The organism is Leptothoe sp. ISB3NOV94-8A (assembly GCF_043421595.1).
GTDB classification, from domain to species: domain Bacteria; phylum Cyanobacteriota; class Cyanobacteriia; order Phormidesmidales; family Phormidesmidaceae; genus Leptothoe; species Leptothoe turfae.
This window is the reverse complement of record NZ_JAXSQW010000001.1, coordinates 2427907-2446298: the sequence shown is the minus strand read 5'-3', so window position 1 is coordinate 2446298 and position 18392 is coordinate 2427907. Positions and strand designations below refer to the sequence as shown.

Sequence of the window (18392 nt, the reverse complement as noted above, 5' to 3'; positions counted from 1 at the left end):
ATGAAAGCAATTTAAGGGAAAACACGGAAGATGTGTAAGGTGAAAAAAGTAATTTAAAAGAACTTTCTCTTAGTCTTCCTAGATACCCTCCTAAATCCCCCCGCTACATAGCTGACGATCCGCATCAGACAGGTTATCTCCATGGGCAAGGTAATTGTCGAGCCAACGACAGCCATCCTCTAGCAATTGTTCAAAGCTACGGCTATCCTGCCAATCCCACAGGATGATTCTCCGATCATGACCGCTAGACAGCAGCGTTTGACCGTCAGCACTGAAAGCGACCCCCCAAGTAGAACCGTTGTGGCCATACAGGGTTGTTACAAGGGTACCGTCCTGTCGCCAGATACGTACAGTCCGATCGTAGCTGCTGGATGCCAGCAGCTTGCCATCCGGGCTAAAAGCTACACTGTGAACCCTGGCCCGATGACCGTCTAGGGTGGTGATCAGACGCCCTGAAGTCGACCAAATTTTGATCGTATGGTCAGCGCTAGCAGTGGCAATCAGCTGGCTATCAGGGCTGACGGCCACTCCCCAAATGGGGGCTCGATGGCCATGGATACTTCTCAGCAGTTGCCCTTGCCGACTCCAAATTTTGATGGTGTGATCCCACCCTGCTGACACTAGATAACTGCCGTCAGGACTATAAGCAACACCATAGACCCGATCTTGATGACCCCGTAACGTGCGCAAAAGTTCTCCATCCAGCGTCCATAGCTTAATGGTTTGGTCCCAACTGGCCGATGCCACTTCATCGCCCTCGGGGCTAAACGCGACTCCCCAAACCCGATCTTGGTGACCTCGCAACGTTTGTAATGGGTCTCCTTTAGCAGTCCACAGCTTGACAGTTTGGTCCCAGCTAGCAGAAGCAAGCGTTTGACCATCGGGGCTAAAGGCCACTTGCCAGATCCGGTCAGTATGGCCCTCTAGTGTAGATTTAAAGTTACCTTGCCAGCTCCAAAGCCGAATAGTCTTATCCCAGCTACCGGCAGCAATCGTCTGTTGACTGATGGCTAGATTGGTAGCCGGTCCCTGGTACCCATGCAGGGTTTGCGGAATTTTATCTAAGCGCCATAGCCTGACGGTTGCATCATCGCTGCTGGAGGCTAAGACGTCTCCAGTAGGGCTAAAATCTATGCCCCACGTGCCAGAGTCATGGCCATTTAGCGTAGTTACCAGAGTGCCACTACTGGTCCATAATTTAACGGTGTTGTCGAGGCTAGTCGAAGCAAGTTGACGACCGTCAGGGCTAAATTTCACATGCCAGACACGGTCCTGATGCCCGTCCAGGGTAATGGTTGAGCTCTTGCCAGACTCTCCCTTTTTAAGACTGCCATCGGGGTTAACGTGCCACAGTTTAATGGTCCGATCATCACTGGCAGAGGCTAAGACACGACCGCTGGGGTTAAAGGCCAGGCCATATACCGGGGCTTGATGTTCTTTGAATTCGTTTAATAACTGTCCGCTGGTGGCATCCCACAATTTAATGGTGTTGTCTTCACTGGCGGTGGCCAAAATGAGACCATCGGGGCTAATGGCAGCCTGCGTGACCCTAGCGTTATGGGCGGGAATATCTAGCAACAACTTGCCCGTCCGATCCCAAAATCTTAGGTGGCCATCGTCACTACCGGTCACCAACGTTTGGCTATCCAAGGATATATCGACATCATTGACTCGTCCCTCGTGCCCCGTTAACGTCACAGGGGGCGCAACCACAGAGAGAATGTCACTATCATCGCTGATGGGCCAAATTTTTGCGGTGTTATCGGCACTGGCTGACACCAAATATTCACTGTCAGGACTAAAGGCCACATCCCACACAGCATTGGTATGTCCGCTCAGGGTGGTAATCAGCTGACCATTGGCACGCCATAGCTTGAGGGTATTATCCCAGCTAGCTGAGGCTAAATAGTTACCATCTGGGCTAAAGGTTACCCCATACACAGGTGCACCATGGCCCCGCAGCTGGTTAGCTTCGGTAATACTCTGAAGAGTGCGGCGGAGAGTTTGTTCTACCTGTTGTTTCACATCGGGTGCAGGCACCGGTAAGCGTTGTAGCTGTTGAGCAGCTCGCACCGCTTCTAGCAAAGATTTCAGACGATTATTCTGGTTAAACAGGGCGTCAGAGTAATAGCTAATGGACAAGGCCTGATTGTTTTCGTTATCTTGCCGAGTTAGCATGGTTTGGCGAGACTGGCGATAGGCCAACATGGCAATACTCGTAATGCTGAGAAACGCCACTCCCATACCCACCAGTAGAAACCGCTGTAGGGTGACATTGCGCTGCTGCGCCTCCAGGCGAGCTTCCAACTCCTTTAGTCTCTCGGATTCTAATGCCTGTTGTACCTCTTGCCGATCAACGGCAACACTGTCTGCTAAAAATTTATAGTCCAGGTCGCTGAGCTGTTGTTCCTTGGCCCAGACCTGGGCTTCAGTGAGAGACTGCCCGCGCAACAATCGGGAACGATCTTGTTGACCCGAGTTAACCCAGGCTTCGAATGCTTGGGAATAGGGACGTAAACGTACCAAATGGTAGTCTACCCATTGGGTGTTAAACACCTCTGAATAAATTCGATTACGAATACTGAGGTGACCTGATTGTTTGACCACCAGGCCTGAGAGTAACAGTTCTTCTTGGAGGTGATTGTCTTCTAAAGATAGGGTTTGACCGGATAACAGTTTTTTGTAACGCCCCAGTAGTCGACTAATCAGCTGCGGGTGAGCCAGTAACCGATCCTGGATAATGCGCAAATGGGGGGGTTCATCTTGGGATTCCCAGTTTTTGATCAGCTGCGATCGCACTAAACCATCCACCCAAGCCTGTTCAACATATATCTCTGTGCGGGGGGCCAGTTTAGCAACTACCAACTGGCACAGCTTCTGCGTCAGGAAAGGCTGACCATTGGTCCAAGCTAAAATGTGCTCCAGGGTCTCAGTGGCATTCTCCACCGTTGGTTTTAACCAGTAACTAAGGGATATGGCCTCTGCAGTGGTAAACCCACTCAGCTCGATGGCTGTACCAATGTTAAATGGGGTGCGGTTAGGATTTTGGCAAAGGTCGGTGGGCGTTGCCACACCAAATAAGGCAAACGTGAGGCGACGGTACTCTGGGCTATCGACTCGCTGGTTATAGCAATAGCGAATCAGGGCAAACAGATCGTCAGCCGCAAACGGTAGTCCCAACACGCTATCAATTTCATCGATAAAAATAACAATCCGTTTCGCCGCAAGCTGCCGCAAAATCACATCCTTTAAAAAGTGATCCAATCGCTGCACGGCAGAAAGACCATCCCCCTGCTGCCACCACTCTTGGAAATCACCGTTTAATTGCAAGCTGCGCCATAGCTCTGCCGCAATTCCCATGTACCACTTTTCAGCAGTAACATTGTCACTACCCAGGTTGGTCAGGTCAATAGATGCACAACAAACACCGTCTTGCTCCAGGCGATATTTTGTTCTCACCCGCAAGCTCGATTTACCAATTTGTCGCGTATTAAATACATAGCAAAACTCACCTTGTCCTAGACTTGCGTATAGGTGATCATCCGCCTGTCGTTTAATATACGTAGGTGCCTGGGGATGAAGACTACCGCCAACTTGGTAAAAAGATAAGGATGTGGTGGTGGCCATAGGAGTTGCGTAATTTATTCAAGCACTAGCTTAGCAATGGGGGGCGTGGACTTTTGCTTGCGAAAGTTAACAGCCTGTTGGAGTAGTTGCCAGGCTTTAGGGGAAAAAATGGCAGGAATGCCAAAACTTAGGGCGCTAGGGATTTGTTTTTGTTTGAGGGCGACGATCATCCAGTGCAGGCTGAGGTATTGCCGAATCGTCTTCAATGTCGGCAGCTTGTCTTGATGTTTGGGGCTAACGTGCTGGTAGATGCGTTCTTTAATCAGGACATTAGTGTCGAGACGACGCTGAAGCGTGATTTTTTGGTCGTAGCCCCCTGGCCACACAGTACGGTAAGTCAGGCATTTATTGATAAATAGGGCATCGCCGTAGTCGGCAACACGAATCCAGGAGTCAATATCATCAAAGCCGGTCATGCCCAGGTCCCAGCCGCCCGATTTCATAAAGGCATCGCGGCGCACGGCCACCTGAATGGGGGTGCCGAAGGGGACTACCTCTAAAAACATGCCGTAGTGGATGTCTACCTGGGGAATATAAAATGCCTGACCTGGACCGGTCACAGGGGTGCGACTCAGTTCTTGCCCCTCGCCATTCACCTGGGCCGCCTGACAGGAACAAATCACCGCTTCAGGACGCTGCTGAATCGCCCTGATCAGTTCTTCAATACAGTTGGGGGCCAAATAGTCATCGTCATCCACCAGCTTAATCCAGGTGCCCATGGCTCGCTCTACACCTGCATTGACAGCCCCGGAGTGGTTGGCATTGGTAGGATTGCGATGGTAAAGTACCTGATCGCCCAGGCTTTCGACGTACGCCTGGGTACCGTCAGTGGAGGCGTTATCGATCACGATCACCTGACATGGCACGGTTTGGTCAAGTGCGGTTGCGATCGCACGTTTCAACAGCTCCACCCGGTTATAGGTCGTAATCACAATACTGAACGATAGCGATTCTGAATCCATGATTCCTGGTCTTTTTAAGCGCTCTTCGCTATTGTGCCAAATCTGAGGGGAAATGGGCTTACTAGATTTAGATAGGCATTGGCCACCTTTTCCCATAAATGCCTATGGGTTGATACGAATACCTTAATGAATCTTGCTAGCAGTCAAATTTTAGCCAATACGTTCAGGGCTAATGTTGCCGATAGAGAAATAGATATCCGCCTTAGTCTTAGTCTTAAAAGAGAGTTTTGGGTCTCTAAGGCCAATGCTGTTTTACCAGCCAGTAGAAAACGTTGTTTTCATGCTTACTGTATTGGTACACCAAGGAGCGGTACCCATTCCATAGCCCACATGTTTCAGCACCACTATGGTGCATTACATGAGCCCCATGCGTATTATGCCATCTACCATTTACTCAAATGGGAAACGGGCCAGTATTCCTATGCGGACATTCAAAGTGTGCTCAAGTGGCGTGACAAAAAAATGTCTTTGGAGCTGGAAGCTGCCCATTATCTACATCATGTAGCTGATGTGTTGGCCAAAAGCTTTCCACAGGCCAAGTTTATTTTTACCGTTAGGGATCCCCTCAGCTGGCTAGAATCAGAAATTAATCGTAATTATGGTAGTCGTCATAAACCGTTTTGGAGGGAATTAGAAGATTATCGCTATGGTCGCTACAGGCATCCATTTACAAAATATGACGCGGCCCTAGGGCAAGCAGGACTTTATCCTGTTGCTAGCTATTTATCCTATTGGAGAGACCACAATCAATTTGTCATCAACTCAGTGCCTAAACAGCAGCTTTTAACGTTGAAAACAAAAGAAATTCGTTCAAAAATTGAAGAGATTTCCAGTTTCCTTGGTATAGATCCTGATACTATTAATATTCAGAAAGCCCATGCCGATAAACGAAAGAAAAAATTAAAGTTAATTGAGCTGGTGGATCCAACCTATCTATACCAGCAGCTAGAAAAACTCTGTTCTGACCTGATCGATGAAAAATTTCCTACGCTAAAGCGCACTTGGTCTTAGTCATTGCGTAAATAAGCTTGATCACACGCGGTTGATGGATACACCACCATCTACCAGCATGGCTGACCCCGTGGTGAAACTAGCAGCATCTGACGCCAGATAGAGAGCTGAAGCTGCTATTTCATGGGGTGTTGCCATGCGCTTCAGTGCATGGAGATTTTGTACAAAGGCTAAGGCCTCTGGCGTATTGGCAAAATCACGTCCCATGGGTGTATCGGTGCCCCCTGGCAGTAAAGCATTGACCCGAATTTGTTGCTTGCCGTATTCAACAGCGAGCACCTTCGTAAGACCAATCAAACCTGCCTTACTTGCTGCGTAGGCTGCCATTCCCGGCATGCCTACAGTGTAGCCAACAAAGGTTGAGGTAAAGATCAAAGAACCGCCACCGCGATTGACCATGGCCGGTAACTGGTATTTTGCCCCTAAGTATGAACTGGTCAGGTTAGTGGCAAGGATATTGTTCCAATCATCAAGGGATAGATCAGTTACAGCGCCAGGTATGCCGGTAATCCCTGCATTGTTAAATGCGATGTCTAGCCCTCCGAATTCTTTTAGTGCTAGCGTCACTAGAGCTTTAGCAAATTCCTCATCTTTCACATCTCCTGCCAAAGCAACTGCCTGTCCACCCGAGTGACCAATAAAATCAACCAACTCATCGAGCTTATCCTGCCGTCTTGCTGCAACAACAACTGCAGCTCCTGCTTTAGCAAAAAGTTTGGCAGTTGCGTAGCCAATACCAGCACTAGCACCTGTCACAATGGCAACCTTGTTAGAAAGCACATTCATGATGTCGTCCGTATTGATTAAACGATACAGACATCATTTTCAAACGTCAGACAGTCATCAACAATCCAAATCTTGCTATCTTGCCACTGAGCCATAAGGTATGAATTCTCGCGATAGATAGTATTTCTCAATCACCCACGTGATCACCCATTGTTTGAGTGTAAAGCAATCAGATTTCCCTCGGTATCTTCGAATTCAGCCACCCACCCCAACTCCCCAATCGATGTTTTGGGATACGCCACTTTTCCGCCTACAGCGACTACCCGACTCAGGGTAAGGTCAATGTTAGTCACCGAAAAGTAGAGCCGTGGCCCTTCTTTTGAAGGAACATAGCTTTCTCCCTGAGCCAGTGCACCCGATATACCTTGACCCTCTTCCGTGACTGGAAACAGTGCCATGTTTACACCGTCGATCGTCGTGCGTTCCAATGTATTGGAGAAAACAGTCCCATAGAAAGTGACTGCTCGATCTATATCGGTAACAGGTATCTCAAAATATGAAACAAGGGAATTCATTGATGCGTAGATGGATGCGATTGTAGATTTAAGGGATGTACCGGTCTAGAGCTATGACTATTTATGGTGTTTCACCACTAAAGTCATTCTAAGGAGCCGCAATGCCAGATTAATTGTGTTCTGCTTCTTCGGCAAGCCGACGGGCTTTAAATGCATGGCCCCACTCCTGCATGACAACGAGGATGGGCTTCAGGGATTGCCCAAACTCTGTTAGCTCGTACTCAACGCGAGGCGGAACTTCGGCATAGACATGCCGCGCCACCACGCCATCTGCTTCTAACTCGCGTAGTTGTAATGTGATCATGCGCTCTGTTGCGTTAGGAGTGAGGCGTCGCAGTTCACCAAAACGCTTGCGCCCATCTAGCAGATGGCAAATGAGTATTGGCTTCCATCGACCGCCAATCACACTCATTGTTGCTTCCACATCGCAACCTGTCTTCCAGTTATATTTCCGCGTCATTGTTGGGTGCCAATACGTTCAAAGATCTCCATTACTTACAAAAATGTGGGTACTTGTCAATATCGTTTTAAGTGACATAGGCTGATGCTGGAACAAAGATGCATCCAACGGAGAACATTGTGTCCTAGCTTACTCCCCCTTCAAGACCAGGTAACTAGCAAAGCCAACTTTTTGACAAAAGCGAACCCTGTAGCCTCTAGGAGACACCCAATGAAAGATAATTTCACTACTTTCAACGTTAAGGTTGAAAATGCGATCGCATGGGTCACCTTTGATTATCCACCCGTGAATATTCAAGGCTTGCCTATGCTTGCCGACCTGAATACGTTGGCCCAAAGATTGGAAACAAATCGCGACATCAAGGTTGTTGTATTCCAATCCGCCCACCCAGAGATTTTTGTAGCCCATGCTGATACGGACTTCCTTAAGGAAATGTCCGCGACTGTAGTCTCCCGTGACGACGTTAAACTGCTCGATCTGCAAACCACGCTAGAACGGATCAGTAAGCTGCCCCAGGCAACCATTGCGAAGATTGAGGGCTTCGCCCGCGGTGGTGGTCACGAATTTGCCCTTGCCTGCGATATGCGCTTTGCCGCCCGCGGCAAGGCAACGTTCATGCAGATGGAAGTCGCCATGGGTATTCTGCCCTGTGGTGGTGGCGCGTCACGCATGGCCCGTCAGATTGGTCTAGGGCGTGCATTGGAGATTATCCTGAGCGCCAGAGACTATGATGCCAACCAGGCCGAGGCCTATGGCACCATCAACAAGGCGCTCGACCCCGAAGAAATCGGCTCGTTTGTTGAAGCGTTGGCTAACCGCATTGCCCTTTGGCCCGCCGAGTCGATCAATGCTTGCAAACAGGCTGTGTATGCCTCCATTGACAAGTCCATTGAGGCAGCGCTAAAGGAAGAGGCCTATTGGCTCTATCAGGCAACAAGTCAAACCCCAGCGCTGAAGCGCTTTAAGTGGGCCGACGACAACGGTGCTCAGTTCGATATGGACAATCAGCGCGGTTGGGAAGAGGCTCTCATTAGTATTCAGGAGATTAAATAATGAGTATCGAAGATAATAAGAGAATCGTCGCTGATTTCTTCGAATACTTTTCGGCAGCAGACGTACCAGGCGCTCTTGAATTGCTCGATGATGATGCCATCTGGCGTGTGATGGGTCGTGAAGGTGGGCTGCCCATGTCCGGTGAGATGAATAAGGAAGCCATTGGCACGCTGATGGGTAATGTCAAGGCTGCTATCCCAGATGGTATGACGCTAACATCTACTGGATGGACAGCTGAAGGCGATCGGGTGGCCCTGGAAATAGAATCCTACGGCAAAATGGCTAATGGCAATGTTTACAACAACCATTACCATTTCTTGGTCACGGTCTTGGACGGTAAAATCACCTCGCTTCGGGAATATATGGATACGTACCAAGTCAAACGGCTTTTTATTGACGCCTAGGATCACGTTCTTTTTGAACAGAACTCAAAAATGCTCAAACATATTGAAGAGATAAGGTTTCAACCCATCAATAGAGGATATAATTCCGTGTTTCGGCCAAATCGGTTGAGCCTTGGATTGGTGGTGCCAATTGAGACCTATGCAAAGAGTCCGGTACCGACCATGGCCCGTCACCTGGAACGTATCCAACTTGCAGAAGAATTAGGATTTTCCGCCGTCTGGTTGCGTGATGTTCCATTCAACGTGCCCTCATTTGGAGATGCTGGTCAGATTTATGATCCCTTTGTTTATCTAGGTCTTTTGGCAGGCCAGACCGAGCGGATTGCCCTGGGTGTGGCCAGTATTATTCTGCCGCTGCGACATCCGGCCCATGTTGCCAAGGCTGCGGCCACCGCTGATGTACTTTCTGGGGGGCGGCTTATTCTGGGGGTGGCTTCCGGAGATCGACCCGAGGAGTATCCGGCACTCAATTTGCCCTTTGCTGACCGTGGTACACGATTTCGCGAAAGCTTTGACTACATTAGACGCATAGGCGAAGATACCCCATCTTTTGAAAACCGCTATGGTAGCCCTAATGGTGGCATGGACATGCTGCCTAAACCAGTGCCTGGAAAACTGCCGCTGCTGATTACGGGAGGCAGTCAGCAAACTCCCGAATGGATTGCACAGAACGGAGACGGCTGGATGATGTATCCGCGCCATACTGACTTGCAGGCAAAAATCATTTGCGATTGGCAGGCGCGGGTTAAGGCAGCGGGACGATCTACAAAGCCGGTGATGCAACCGCTCTACCTTGATCTGACTGACAATCCTGAGACACCCCCACAGCCGATCCATTTAGGTTTTCGGCTGGGCACGCGCCACCTGCGTGCTCATCTAAAATTACTGGAAGAGATTGGTGTAAATCATGTGGCGTTGAACCTACGGTTTAATCAAGCAGCTATGGAGACAACGCTCAAACGTCTCGCCGATGCCATACTGCCAGACTTCGCTGATTAGAAAAAAAGACAAGGAAACAAAATTATGACAAAGACTATTCTGGTGACGGGAGCAACCGACGGCATTGGCCTGGAAACGGCCAGGATGTTAGTCTCATTGGGTCACAATGTCTTGTTACATGGGCGTAACCGAGCAAAACTGGAAGAATTAGCAAAAATCCTGGCTACAGACAAAGGACAGGTTGAAAGCTATGTGGCTGACTTCTCTCGTATGGCTGATGTGGAGGCTCTCGCGGAGGTTGTTACTGAACGACACACAAGGCTTGACGTATTGATCAATAATGCAGGTGTCTATAGCACATCCAATCCGGTGACGCAGGATGGTCTGGATGTACGGTTTGTTGTTAATGCGATCGCACCCTATCTGTTAACGCAAAAACTGATGCCACTGATGGGAGCATCCGGAAGAGTTGTTAATGTATCCTCTGCTGCTCAAGAACCCGTTGAGCTAGAGGCATTAACGGGCCAGATTAGGCTCAACGAAGACTTTTCAGCCTATGCCCAAAGCAAATTGTTACTGACGATGTGGTCGCGCGCGCTTTCCCGCAAAGAAAATAGTCCGACCATTATCGCAGTCAATCCTGGATCAATGCTCGGTAGCAAGATGGTGAAACAGGCCTTTGGTGTAGCAGGTGGTGATATTCGCATCGGAGCTGAAATACTCACTCGTGCAGCATTCTCAGAAGAATTTGGCACTGCTTCTGGCCAGTATTTTGACAATGACTCAGGTCAATTTGCTGCGCCCCACTCGGATGCACTTGACCCACAAAAATCTGAAGAGATTGTAAGTGTTATTGAGAAGATTTTGGCTGAGATACCATAGGAAGTGAAATTGCCGTCAAATTTCCACAGTTCCAAATCGCCTTTTATCCACCTGGTCATTGGCTTTCTATGGGGTATGGATGTTTTTGAGTGATGGCTGAGGCAATTTTGCGAAGATGTGCACTAACGTCCCTTGCCAACTGCTTACTCCTTGTTTTTAAGGATCTGGATTAGGGGAGATTCTTTACTGTATCTAGTAACTTTCTGTTGGAGACGGAGAATATATTTCTCAATATTGTGACGGGTTGTGCCTAATTGCTGTGCGATTTGCAGATTATCTCGCCCTGCTATGATCAACCGAAGGATATCGGTTTCTCTTAGGGTAAGACCAGGGGGGAAAGAGTCATCTTTATAGCCCACCGCTGTGGGTCTGGTGGGTGGCGGCGGCGGTGGCGACTGGACTTCCGTCAGTACATGAGCTTTTGGGTCCATGGATTTAATTCCCATTTAATTCCCAACTATAGGATAGGTAAACCACTTTGAGCGTAGTCGGCAGCTGGGCGGCAGTGTAGTAGCGATCGCAATACTCTACAATCGAATTCGCTGTCGTCAAAAAATCTGCCTTGTACCACTTGAAAATCTTGCTACAGTACAATGTTCTGTTAGCAGCATCGTAGTGAACTTTGTCTGGGTTGTTGATAAAGCGATCGCAATCGTCCCCCAGTTGATCCATCAGCATATCTGGCGTGTAAGCCTCCGCTCTTAGCAATGGGCAGCCAATGGACGCACACACTAGGGCAAAGTGGATACGCGGATCGAGAAACTGCTGGCGCAAAATGTCGTGCTCAATAGTATTCAAGCTCAGAGATTGACCGTTTAAGGTATAGACTCTTTTGGTGAAAAACCGTAAAAAAGCTAGCCAGTTAGGGATGCCTAGAAACTTAGGTCGAATGGAATCGATGGGGTACTCATAAAGCACCTGTCGGATCGTCAAGGCATTGTATAGGTTTAGGAAAGTTGCGATCGCCTGCGCCCTTTCCAATCCTCGCAGGTCCACACTGCTCATCTCTGCTAGCCACTGCTCTAGCACTGGCAGTGATGTTTGCCGCCAGCGGCTATAGGCTACTCGGCCTTGACCATCCACATATTTCTGTAGCAGACTGTCCCAGACAGCAAAATTGAGTTGAGTCATGGGGTGAGCCTTCGCATTTTTACCACATTTTACGGTGATACTACATCTCCCTCGTTAGGATCATTCTCAGGACATCCACAAGGGGGTGTCCCGACAGGATTGTCCACATTTATTCAAGCAAGAGCCAATAGTTCTCATAAGCATAAATACTCATCTGCTTCGATGAGTACTATACACATAACAAGTAAATGAGTATTTATGCTTAACACTTAACAAACCTACTTATTCCTAAAGTCTTTGTACTACAAGGTTTAGGAATAAGTAGTTGATGTTTTGGTAAACCGGAACGGCTATCTAGAGCCTGTTCTTCCGTAGTAGCCTGGAGATACAAAAAATACTGTAAGAAAAGAATATTGCGTCAATTAAGCCGCCTCAGAGTAATTCACCATACGCCTTTTGGGGGCCTGACGGCGGACAACCGACACTAGTAAAACTTCACGTCCCTGGTGTTCTAGAGCTTTTACGTAGCGCAATTGTTCCTGTAGCGCTTCGCTTTCTGAATTAAAGGGACCGAAAAAATATCCACAACTTGGAGATGCAGCCATTATTTCCAGCCACCAAGACTTGTTAAGCAGGTCAAACACCTGATTGATAAGGTTCGCCATAATGATTAGATGGGTCAGTGAGATAAACGTAGCTATGTGTTCTTAAGAACACATAGCTTTTCTTATACTGTGCTCAGTGTCTCATGCCTGTCGGCTTTGATACTTTATGCTACCTAAAAGTCACAGGACTTTAATTTGGATAAACTAATACAAACTATAGAACATCTATCAAAATTTGTCAGATGTGATTTAATTCACTTCTTGGGCGAATTCAACAATGTTACCGTCAGGATCCTTTACCATAGCAATTCTGGTCCCGTTGTTCAGCTGTGTAACGGGTAGCGCAATAGAGATGTTTCGAGCTTTAATCTTGGCCATAATGACATCTAGCTCAGCAACGAGCAGGGTAACATATCGGTAGCCTAGAAATTCTGAGATATCTGTTGGGCCGGGCTTAGAAGGGGGGGGTGTAACTCCACTAGCTTAATTAGGGACTCGCCATGCTGGAGTTGCACCATACGCCCTTTACCAATGAGTGAGGTTGTTACCTCTGCAACAACTAACATCCCTAATAAGTCTCGATAAAAGCTGAGAGAGCGCTCTAATTTAGCAACAACAATGCCAATATCAACCCCAATACGGACGATTTTAGCTGTTTGTATCGAGCTATCTGTATTCATCGGTGCCCATGCCGCTTGCATAAATAATTAAAATTTGTGTCTAAATAATATCGACATTGCTCATCCTTGGGATGCCTTTAGTGGTGAAGCATCGTTAAATAGCCATAACTCTAGACCGGTGCATTCCCTCAATCAGCGATCGCATCATACATATCTTGCCTGCTGCCCAAGACTCCTGAAAATGCTTCGGCACCAGGTGCTTATCAACGTATACCTAAACCATCCCAAGGGCACATTTTCAATTTTTCAAGGCAAACAGAGAGGAATCATTGTCAAATCAGAATTATTCTGATTAAAATATAGCTAACTCAGAATTATTCTGAGTTAGCTATGACCCAAAACATTTAATTATCTATGGCAATTCTCTATGGGTTTCTCAAGTTCCTAGAATTATTGGAGTATATCGCTGAGCATGTTGACTGCTTGACTACACCAGCAGGAAAGACAATCTGGGTGTGCTTAGTAAGCTATCAGATCTGTCTTATGACTGGCTATCACGAATTAACGGCTGCCATGATTGCGGGGTTGATGTCTCTAACGCTGCATTATGAGGTGCATCATTCTGAGTTTTAGGCCATAGATTGTTTGAGAAAATCCATAAAAGCTCGAACTTTGAGGGGGACATAAGCGCGCGAGGGATAGCCCCGCCATTGAATATTGGACTTACGCTACTGCATAACAACTCATTGTTCAGTTATGTGGCTAATAACTCAGAGCGACTTTTGCCGATGAGTCATACACTTTAGAGCTATCCTCAAACGATTTAAATTCTAGTGGGTTGCCACTATAGTCCAGCACAAACATGGTGGACTGCTGTGCAGCTTCCCCTGGATAACGCGTTTGAGGTTTAACTATAAAATCAATGTCAGCAGCCTCTAGCTTCTGTTGTACATATTTGAACTGAGCTTTACTCAACAGACATCCAAAGTGAGGAATAGGCACTGATATGCCGTCGACATTGCCGCAGTAATCAACGTTTGTACTGACGTCACCTACGTGGGCAGAAAGCTGATGCCCAAAAAACTCAAAGTCGACCCAGCTATCGGTTGAACGACCTTCTCGGCAACCTAAAATCTCTCCATAAAATCTCCTTGTGCTGTCAAGATCTTTTACCTTGAATGCATAGTGAAAACTGTTAGTCATAAAATCGATGTCCCTACTGATGGAGAACACATATTATACCTAAATAGCCTTAGATCCAAATGCCATTTTGGGCAGTCTTCTCTCCAACAGTATCTCCTGTGTTAACAACTCCCCGAGGTTCAATGAGTAACATATGACATTCTTTTTCAGCATGGGGTTTATGTTCTATCCCTTTGGGGACAACAAACATTTCTCCTGTAGATAGCTCTACAGCACCATCTCGAAATTCAATGATCATTTGACCATCGACAACAATAAATACCTCATCAGTATCTTTATGAGCATGCCAAACAAAGTCACCCTTTACTTTAACTAGCTTAAACTGGTAATCATTCATCTCAGCAATGACTTTAGGAGACCAGCGATCGCTAAATTTAGCCAGCTTTTCTTGAAAATTGAGCGCAGTGTACTTTATTTTCATTGGGAAAAGGGGGGATAAGAATAGAGTCTGAAACCTCGTCAGCCTTGTTCTTAAATTCTATAGGCCGTTTTCTATCTGCCTCGCCTAATTATGTTTTTATTTTGGAGAGTGCGGCTGAATTTATATTCTCAGGAAAGAGATTTTTAAGATATCCGGTTATTTTGTAGGGGCGCACCGCAGGGCACCCTGCGGTGTATAGGCAAATGGTTTATCTTCTGCATTGGGCACATATCAATACGCCCCTACGGATTATCCGATTAAATAAAAATGTAAACCCCCTCTATCCAGTTAAGGATAAAGGGGGAAAGCAATTTAAACCTTAGGTTTAACCTAGAGCTTCCTCAATAGCAGCCTTGAGTTCAGGTGCATCAGGAGCTGTCTTAGGATCGAAGCGAGCAACGACATTACCGTCGCGCCCTACTACAAATTTGCCAAAGTTCCAGGTGATATCGTCGCCGTCGCCCACTAGAAACTGGTATAGAGGACTACGATTAGCACCATTAACGTCCTGCTTTTCGAGCAGCGTAAACTCTACATCGTATTTAGTCTTGGTAAAGTCCTTGATTTCATCAGGAGTGCCAGGCTCTTGAGCGCCAAACTGGTTGCAGGGTACGCCTACAACGACGAGTCCTTTGGAGCCATATGCCGTGTCCAGCTCTACCAAGCCGCTGTATTGGGGGGTTAAACCGCAAGCGCTGGCAACGTTAACGAATAGTACAACTTTATTTGCGATCGCATCTGGGGACAGGGGAGTACCATCCAGAGTCGTCAGATTAGTGGGTACAGGCATAATGGATTAACGTTTTTGACAACGCTTTCTATTATCAACCATCCTTGCTCTGACAGGTAAGCCGCATTTTAGTTTCTATGGGTGAGGCTGTCGAATGGCAAAACTGCATCATCGGTGCAATCATCGATCGTCATCTTAATGGCTGGTTCGTCATGACAGGGCTCGGCAAAAAGATATGCTGACGAAAAACAGATATTCAGCTGCAAACAGTTGAAGTCATCACCATGGGCGGGTACAGCTAAGTAGCCCAAAAGGCTAACTATTCCTAAAGGAATAGATTGAAGGCACCTATTCATAAAAACAAGTGAGAGTTTAGAACTGATAGTTTCTAACTCTAAGTCGGCTAGTCAAACCTACCATCAGAATAAATGCGTAAATAGGGGGCATATCACCCAACGATTTACAGTCTCCTCAGCATATGCACGGAAGCCTCACTGCGAAAATGTGGCAGTTCTCGGTTGGGATCAATAAAACCTGGTGGTAAGTAGTGAGTAGTGACTATGGGCAGGGTGTATCAACGCCAATGAGAAACGCGATGCGTTACTGATGACATATCCTGTTGCTCTGACAGGCAAAGATAACAGAAGCCGGCTTACCCGTTTTGGGATGTATCGGTTCAATTAAGTCCTGCAACATCAGGCCACTTTTAGAGAGAAGACCGATCCAGCTTGCCATTGTTCGAAAATACCAAGGAGCCGGGTCTACAAAGTCTTGACTAAAGCTAGCCCAGGAGCCTGCACGCCAGCCATCTTTATAGGGTTGGTCACCACACGCCATGAGCGGATGTAGTGTTTGGATTATAAAATGACCACCAGGACTGAGTAATGTCGGCACCTGTTTTAAGAGCGCGGCTACAGATTCATTGCCAAATAGGGAAAAGTTACAGACAACAACATCGAAGGTGTCTTGCAAGCAGGTGTCTTGCAAGCAGGTGTCTTGCAAGCAGGTGTCTCGCAAGAAGATGTCTCGCCATTTGCCCGCACTAATCTCTTCATAGGACATCACATCGAACCTGCCATCTCCCTTGGCCCTGGCTTGTTTCACCAGGGCTGGAATCCCATCCACACCGTGAACCATAACGTTATGGGCATGTAACGCCCTGGCTAACCAGCCTTCACCACAGCCAATATCCAACACCGTCTTTGGTGAATAGGACACTACGGTTTCTACAATTGCCTGGTTGGTAACTAGCTGACGACTCTCAATCTGTTGTTCACGGACAGCCACCGTCCACGGGGCAGCATTCTGTTGCCATGAGTGGAGAATCTGTTCTTCATTGGAAAAAATCATGGTCGCTTATCGACTGGCTTCTAACGTTTCTAAGGAGACATCCTGCACCAGCGTCAAGGGTAAAGACTCTCGGCTTAAATATTGGGCATAGCCTGCTTGCAAAAATTGGCGATAGTTTGACTGCCCAGCCACATGGGTTTGCATAAATGCCAGACCCAGGGCTTTAAGATATTCGCGGGCAAGGGTCGGGTCGGGACCCGATAGCTCATCAGGCAACGTCTCAGACTGGGCATAGTTATGGTGACCTCCCTGCATGAGCGCCAGGTATTTATCCGACGGCGTTAACCAGGTAAACGGTTGAATTTGTTCCGTTAAGGCCGGAGCCACCGGATCGGCACTGCCTCCCACCATCAATATCGGCGTACTGAGCTGCCCCAGCCCGGCTTCTCCAAACACTAAGCTGGTAATGGGGTTAAAAACAAACGCTGCTTTGACTCGCTCGTCTTGAAGGGGGTGTTCAAACTGACTTTGTAGGGCTAGACACTGTAAAGGTATGGAAATATTAACCGAGTCTGCTTCAATTAAGTCGCTGGTGCAACGGGTTTCTAACTGTTCAACATTAAGCTGAGCACCAGCCAGGGCCAGGGCTGTATACCCCCCAAAAGAATGTCCTATAACACCCACGCTATTGAGGTCAAACTGATGGGTCAGCGCTCCTCTCGTTTGGGTTTCCAGGTAGTCTAACAAATAGGAAATATCCTGGGGGCGATCTACAAATTCGTTGGGGGCCATTGCAGCTGAGGCATTGCCCGCCAGTAAATTTTCCACCTGCTGAAAGTTGCTACCAGGATGCTCAATGGCTGCCACAGCAATGCCATAGCTCGCCAGATGCTGGGCCACATCGACAAAGTTAGTGCGGCTGGCGGCAAACCCATGGGAAATAACCACCAGAGGAACGGGTGCATTGCTCTGGGGGATATACAGATCCACAGGCAATTGGCGATCGCGTTGTAAGTCTCGCAATTCTAACGTTTGAGTTCGCCAGGAGGCTGGCCCCTCCTGGGTTAGATCAGGGCGTTGGGCATAGTCGATGGGCTCTGTAGCGGCTATTTCGGTATTTGTTTGGGTGTGGAGCATTGCGATCGCAGTCTCAGTTTGGTCCAGCAGATCTACCACTGTGTTAACCACATCCAAAATCTCAACCGAGTTAATCCGCAGCGTGGGTGTAGGAAACCGGCGTATCAGATTGAGCAGAGTCAGCCCTCCCTCATCATCAGCGGCCAAAATCAGGGCACCCCGCAGTCCCCGCGCCCCATTTTGTCGCGACGCTGTTTGAATGACGTTCCCCAATCGATCTAACCAGAGTTCTCCTAAGGGATCGTAAAGTACCTGGGATAGGGTGACCGCACTCACATCCAGTGGTGTCGTCAAAATCTCTCGCAGATCGCGACGTTCTTCTTCATTGAGAAACTTAAGATAAAACTCTAACTCCTCGCTAACTTGGTTGTCAGTGGCATAGCCTTCCAATGAGGCCACTGATACTGATAGCTCTAACAATCCATAGGATAGGGTGACATCTTCCGCAGCCAGGGTAGGAGCACTGAACACCAGCGGTGCAGCACCGCCTAGAAACAGGGCTAAGTTCCGAAACCAGTGAAGGGCTTTCATAGTTGCTAATAGAGCCTTTAAAAAATAAGCAATTAAATCAGAGAACCGTCAGGATAATAGACGGATAGAATGGACCTGAGTTCGGCACCAAAATCAAGGTTGAGATAATAGTATTGTATGAGTTTTGTCGGAACCCTTAGCCTGG

The 18392-nt window shown here is 47.7% G+C and carries 21 protein-coding genes; 5 read left to right on the top strand and 16 right to left on the bottom strand.

Features of this window, described 5'->3' with window-relative positions:
- Positions 1-90 precede the first annotated feature (90 nt).
- Both SPB21_RS10610 and SPB21_RS10605 read right to left on the bottom strand, forming a co-directional pair.
- On the bottom strand, positions 91-3627 hold the full coding sequence (locus SPB21_RS10610; protein WP_163669636.1) for a WD40 domain-containing protein: 3537 nt from the start codon (positions 3625-3627) through the stop codon (positions 91-93).
- Between the two features lie 14 nt (positions 3628-3641).
- On the bottom strand, positions 3642-4589 hold the full coding sequence (locus tag SPB21_RS10605) for a glycosyltransferase family 2 protein (protein WP_250565153.1): 948 nt from the start codon (positions 4587-4589) through the stop codon (positions 3642-3644).
- 126 nt (positions 4590-4715) lie between these two features.
- Here SPB21_RS10605 and SPB21_RS10600 point away from each other — a divergent pair, with 126 nt between their 5' ends.
- Positions 4716-5600, top strand: coding sequence for a sulfotransferase (locus tag SPB21_RS10600; RefSeq protein WP_499866513.1), 885 nt, complete (start codon positions 4716-4718; stop codon positions 5598-5600).
- A gap of 21 nt (positions 5601-5621) precedes the next feature.
- Here SPB21_RS10600 and SPB21_RS10595 read toward each other — a convergent pair whose 3' ends face one another.
- The 3 genes from SPB21_RS10595 to SPB21_RS10585 all read right to left on the bottom strand — a co-directional run bounded on the left by SPB21_RS10595 (position 5622) and on the right by SPB21_RS10585 (position 7361).
- Positions 5622-6386, bottom strand: coding sequence for an SDR family oxidoreductase (locus SPB21_RS10595; protein ID WP_499866512.1), 765 nt, complete (start codon positions 6384-6386; stop codon positions 5622-5624).
- A 143-nt stretch (positions 6387-6529) separates the two neighbouring features.
- Complete coding sequence (locus SPB21_RS10590; RefSeq protein ID WP_163669627.1) at positions 6530-6901, bottom strand: VOC family protein; 372 nt, start codon at positions 6899-6901, stop codon at positions 6530-6532.
- 109 nt (positions 6902-7010) lie between these two features.
- The gene (locus SPB21_RS10585; RefSeq protein ID WP_163669625.1) at positions 7011-7361 is read right to left on the bottom strand and encodes a winged helix-turn-helix transcriptional regulator; all 351 of its coding nucleotides are present in this window, start codon (positions 7359-7361) and stop codon (positions 7011-7013) included.
- A gap of 210 nt (positions 7362-7571) precedes the next feature.
- Between SPB21_RS10585 and SPB21_RS10580 the strand changes: the two genes are divergently transcribed.
- The 4 genes from SPB21_RS10580 to SPB21_RS10565 are packed head-to-tail and all read left to right on the top strand — an operon-like array spanning position 7572 to position 10639.
- On the top strand, positions 7572-8414 hold the full coding sequence (locus SPB21_RS10580) for an enoyl-CoA hydratase/isomerase family protein (protein WP_499866511.1): 843 nt from the start codon (positions 7572-7574) through the stop codon (positions 8412-8414).
- A complete protein-coding gene (locus SPB21_RS10575) occupies positions 8414-8818 on the top strand; it encodes a nuclear transport factor 2 family protein (RefSeq protein WP_499866510.1) in 405 nt (134 codons plus the stop codon). Before SPB21_RS10580 ends, SPB21_RS10575 begins: the two co-directional genes overlap by 1 nt.
- Before the next feature lie 30 nt (positions 8819-8848).
- A complete protein-coding gene (locus SPB21_RS10570) occupies positions 8849-9817 on the top strand; it encodes an LLM class oxidoreductase (protein ID WP_499866509.1) in 969 nt (322 codons plus the stop codon).
- Positions 9818-9841: 24 nt separating this feature from the next.
- Positions 9842-10639 (top strand): SDR family NAD(P)-dependent oxidoreductase, encoded by a 798-nt coding sequence (locus tag SPB21_RS10565; RefSeq protein WP_499866508.1) that lies wholly within the window; start codon positions 9842-9844, stop codon positions 10637-10639.
- Positions 10640-10782: 143 nt separating this feature from the next.
- Here SPB21_RS10565 and SPB21_RS10560 read toward each other — a convergent pair whose 3' ends face one another.
- The 11 genes from SPB21_RS10560 to SPB21_RS10510 all read right to left on the bottom strand — a co-directional run bounded on the left by SPB21_RS10560 (position 10783) and on the right by SPB21_RS10510 (position 18247).
- Positions 10783-11070 (bottom strand): LuxR C-terminal-related transcriptional regulator, encoded by a 288-nt coding sequence (locus tag SPB21_RS10560; RefSeq protein WP_163669613.1) that lies wholly within the window; start codon positions 11068-11070, stop codon positions 10783-10785.
- A 4-nt stretch (positions 11071-11074) separates the two neighbouring features.
- Positions 11075-11770, bottom strand: coding sequence for a DUF547 domain-containing protein (locus tag SPB21_RS10555; RefSeq protein ID WP_499866507.1), 696 nt, complete (start codon positions 11768-11770; stop codon positions 11075-11077).
- Positions 11771-12132: 362 nt separating this feature from the next.
- Positions 12133-12375 carry a DUF1816 domain-containing protein gene (locus SPB21_RS10550; protein ID WP_163669609.1) on the bottom strand — a complete coding sequence of 81 codons (243 nt, stop codon included), beginning with the start codon at positions 12373-12375 and terminating at the stop codon, positions 12133-12135.
- A gap of 189 nt (positions 12376-12564) precedes the next feature.
- Entirely contained in the window at positions 12565-12693 is a 129-nt protein-coding gene (locus SPB21_RS10545) for a VOC family protein (protein ID WP_499866506.1), read from the bottom strand.
- A 44-nt stretch (positions 12694-12737) separates the two neighbouring features.
- Positions 12738-13016 carry a VOC family protein gene (locus SPB21_RS10540; protein WP_499866505.1) on the bottom strand — a complete coding sequence of 93 codons (279 nt, stop codon included), beginning with the start codon at positions 13014-13016 and terminating at the stop codon, positions 12738-12740.
- 681 nt (positions 13017-13697) lie between these two features.
- Positions 13698-14138, bottom strand: a complete 441-nt coding sequence (locus SPB21_RS10535; RefSeq protein WP_163669605.1) for a VOC family protein — start codon at positions 14136-14138, stop codon at positions 13698-13700.
- Positions 14139-14187: 49 nt separating this feature from the next.
- Entirely contained in the window at positions 14188-14559 is a 372-nt protein-coding gene (locus SPB21_RS10530; RefSeq protein ID WP_499866504.1) for a cupin domain-containing protein, read from the bottom strand.
- A gap of 325 nt (positions 14560-14884) precedes the next feature.
- Positions 14885-15349, bottom strand: coding sequence for a glutathione peroxidase (locus SPB21_RS10525; RefSeq protein ID WP_163669603.1), 465 nt, complete (start codon positions 15347-15349; stop codon positions 14885-14887).
- 68 nt (positions 15350-15417) lie between these two features.
- Entirely contained in the window at positions 15418-15645 is a 228-nt protein-coding gene (locus SPB21_RS10520) for a hypothetical protein (RefSeq protein ID WP_163669602.1), read from the bottom strand.
- A 244-nt stretch (positions 15646-15889) separates the two neighbouring features.
- Positions 15890-16639: a class I SAM-dependent methyltransferase gene (locus SPB21_RS10515; protein ID WP_499866503.1), complete on the bottom strand. Its 750-nt coding sequence runs from the start codon at positions 16637-16639 to the stop codon at positions 15890-15892.
- Between the two features lie 6 nt (positions 16640-16645).
- A complete protein-coding gene (locus SPB21_RS10510; RefSeq protein WP_499866502.1) occupies positions 16646-18247 on the bottom strand; it encodes an alpha/beta hydrolase in 1602 nt (533 codons plus the stop codon).
- Positions 18248-18392: the final 145 nt, after the last annotated feature.

Bases quoted from the DNA above. Each gene is read 5' to 3' on its own strand.
- SPB21_RS10610 (WP_163669636.1), bottom strand. From the start codon at position 3,627: ATGGCCACCACCACATCCTTATCTTTTTACCAAGTTGGCGGTAGTCTT.
- SPB21_RS10605 (WP_250565153.1), bottom strand. From the start codon at position 4,589: ATGGATTCAGAATCGCTATCGTTCAGTATTGTGATTACGACCTATAAC.
- SPB21_RS10600 (WP_499866513.1), top strand. From the start codon at position 4,716: ATGAATCTTGCTAGCAGTCAAATTTTAGCCAATACGTTCAGGGCTAAT.
- SPB21_RS10595 (WP_499866512.1), bottom strand. From the start codon at position 6,386: ATGAATGTGCTTTCTAACAAGGTTGCCATTGTGACAGGTGCTAGTGCT.
- SPB21_RS10590 (WP_163669627.1), bottom strand. From the start codon at position 6,901: ATGAATTCCCTTGTTTCATATTTTGAGATACCTGTTACCGATATAGAT.
- SPB21_RS10585 (WP_163669625.1), bottom strand. From the start codon at position 7,361: ATGACGCGGAAATATAACTGGAAGACAGGTTGCGATGTGGAAGCAACA.
- SPB21_RS10580 (WP_499866511.1), top strand. From the start codon at position 7,572: ATGAAAGATAATTTCACTACTTTCAACGTTAAGGTTGAAAATGCGATC.
- SPB21_RS10575 (WP_499866510.1), top strand. From the start codon at position 8,414: ATGAGTATCGAAGATAATAAGAGAATCGTCGCTGATTTCTTCGAATAC.
- SPB21_RS10570 (WP_499866509.1), top strand. From the start codon at position 8,849: ATGCTCAAACATATTGAAGAGATAAGGTTTCAACCCATCAATAGAGGA.
- SPB21_RS10565 (WP_499866508.1), top strand. From the start codon at position 9,842: ATGACAAAGACTATTCTGGTGACGGGAGCAACCGACGGCATTGGCCTG.
- SPB21_RS10560 (WP_163669613.1), bottom strand. From the start codon at position 11,070: ATGGACCCAAAAGCTCATGTACTGACGGAAGTCCAGTCGCCACCGCCG.
- SPB21_RS10555 (WP_499866507.1), bottom strand. From the start codon at position 11,770: ATGACTCAACTCAATTTTGCTGTCTGGGACAGTCTGCTACAGAAATAT.
- SPB21_RS10550 (WP_163669609.1), bottom strand. From the start codon at position 12,375: ATGGCGAACCTTATCAATCAGGTGTTTGACCTGCTTAACAAGTCTTGG.
- SPB21_RS10545 (WP_499866506.1), bottom strand. From the start codon at position 12,693: ATGGCCAAGATTAAAGCTCGAAACATCTCTATTGCGCTACCCGTTACA.
- SPB21_RS10540 (WP_499866505.1), bottom strand. From the start codon at position 13,016: ATGCAAGCGGCATGGGCACCGATGAATACAGATAGCTCGATACAAACA.
- SPB21_RS10535 (WP_163669605.1), bottom strand. From the start codon at position 14,138: ATGACTAACAGTTTTCACTATGCATTCAAGGTAAAAGATCTTGACAGC.
- SPB21_RS10530 (WP_499866504.1), bottom strand. From the start codon at position 14,559: ATGAAAATAAAGTACACTGCGCTCAATTTTCAAGAAAAGCTGGCTAAA.
- SPB21_RS10525 (WP_163669603.1), bottom strand. From the start codon at position 15,349: ATGCCTGTACCCACTAATCTGACGACTCTGGATGGTACTCCCCTGTCC.
- SPB21_RS10520 (WP_163669602.1), bottom strand. From the start codon at position 15,645: ATGAATAGGTGCCTTCAATCTATTCCTTTAGGAATAGTTAGCCTTTTG.
- SPB21_RS10515 (WP_499866503.1), bottom strand. From the start codon at position 16,639: ATGATTTTTTCCAATGAAGAACAGATTCTCCACTCATGGCAACAGAAT.
- SPB21_RS10510 (WP_499866502.1), bottom strand. From the start codon at position 18,247: ATGAAAGCCCTTCACTGGTTTCGGAACTTAGCCCTGTTTCTAGGCGGT.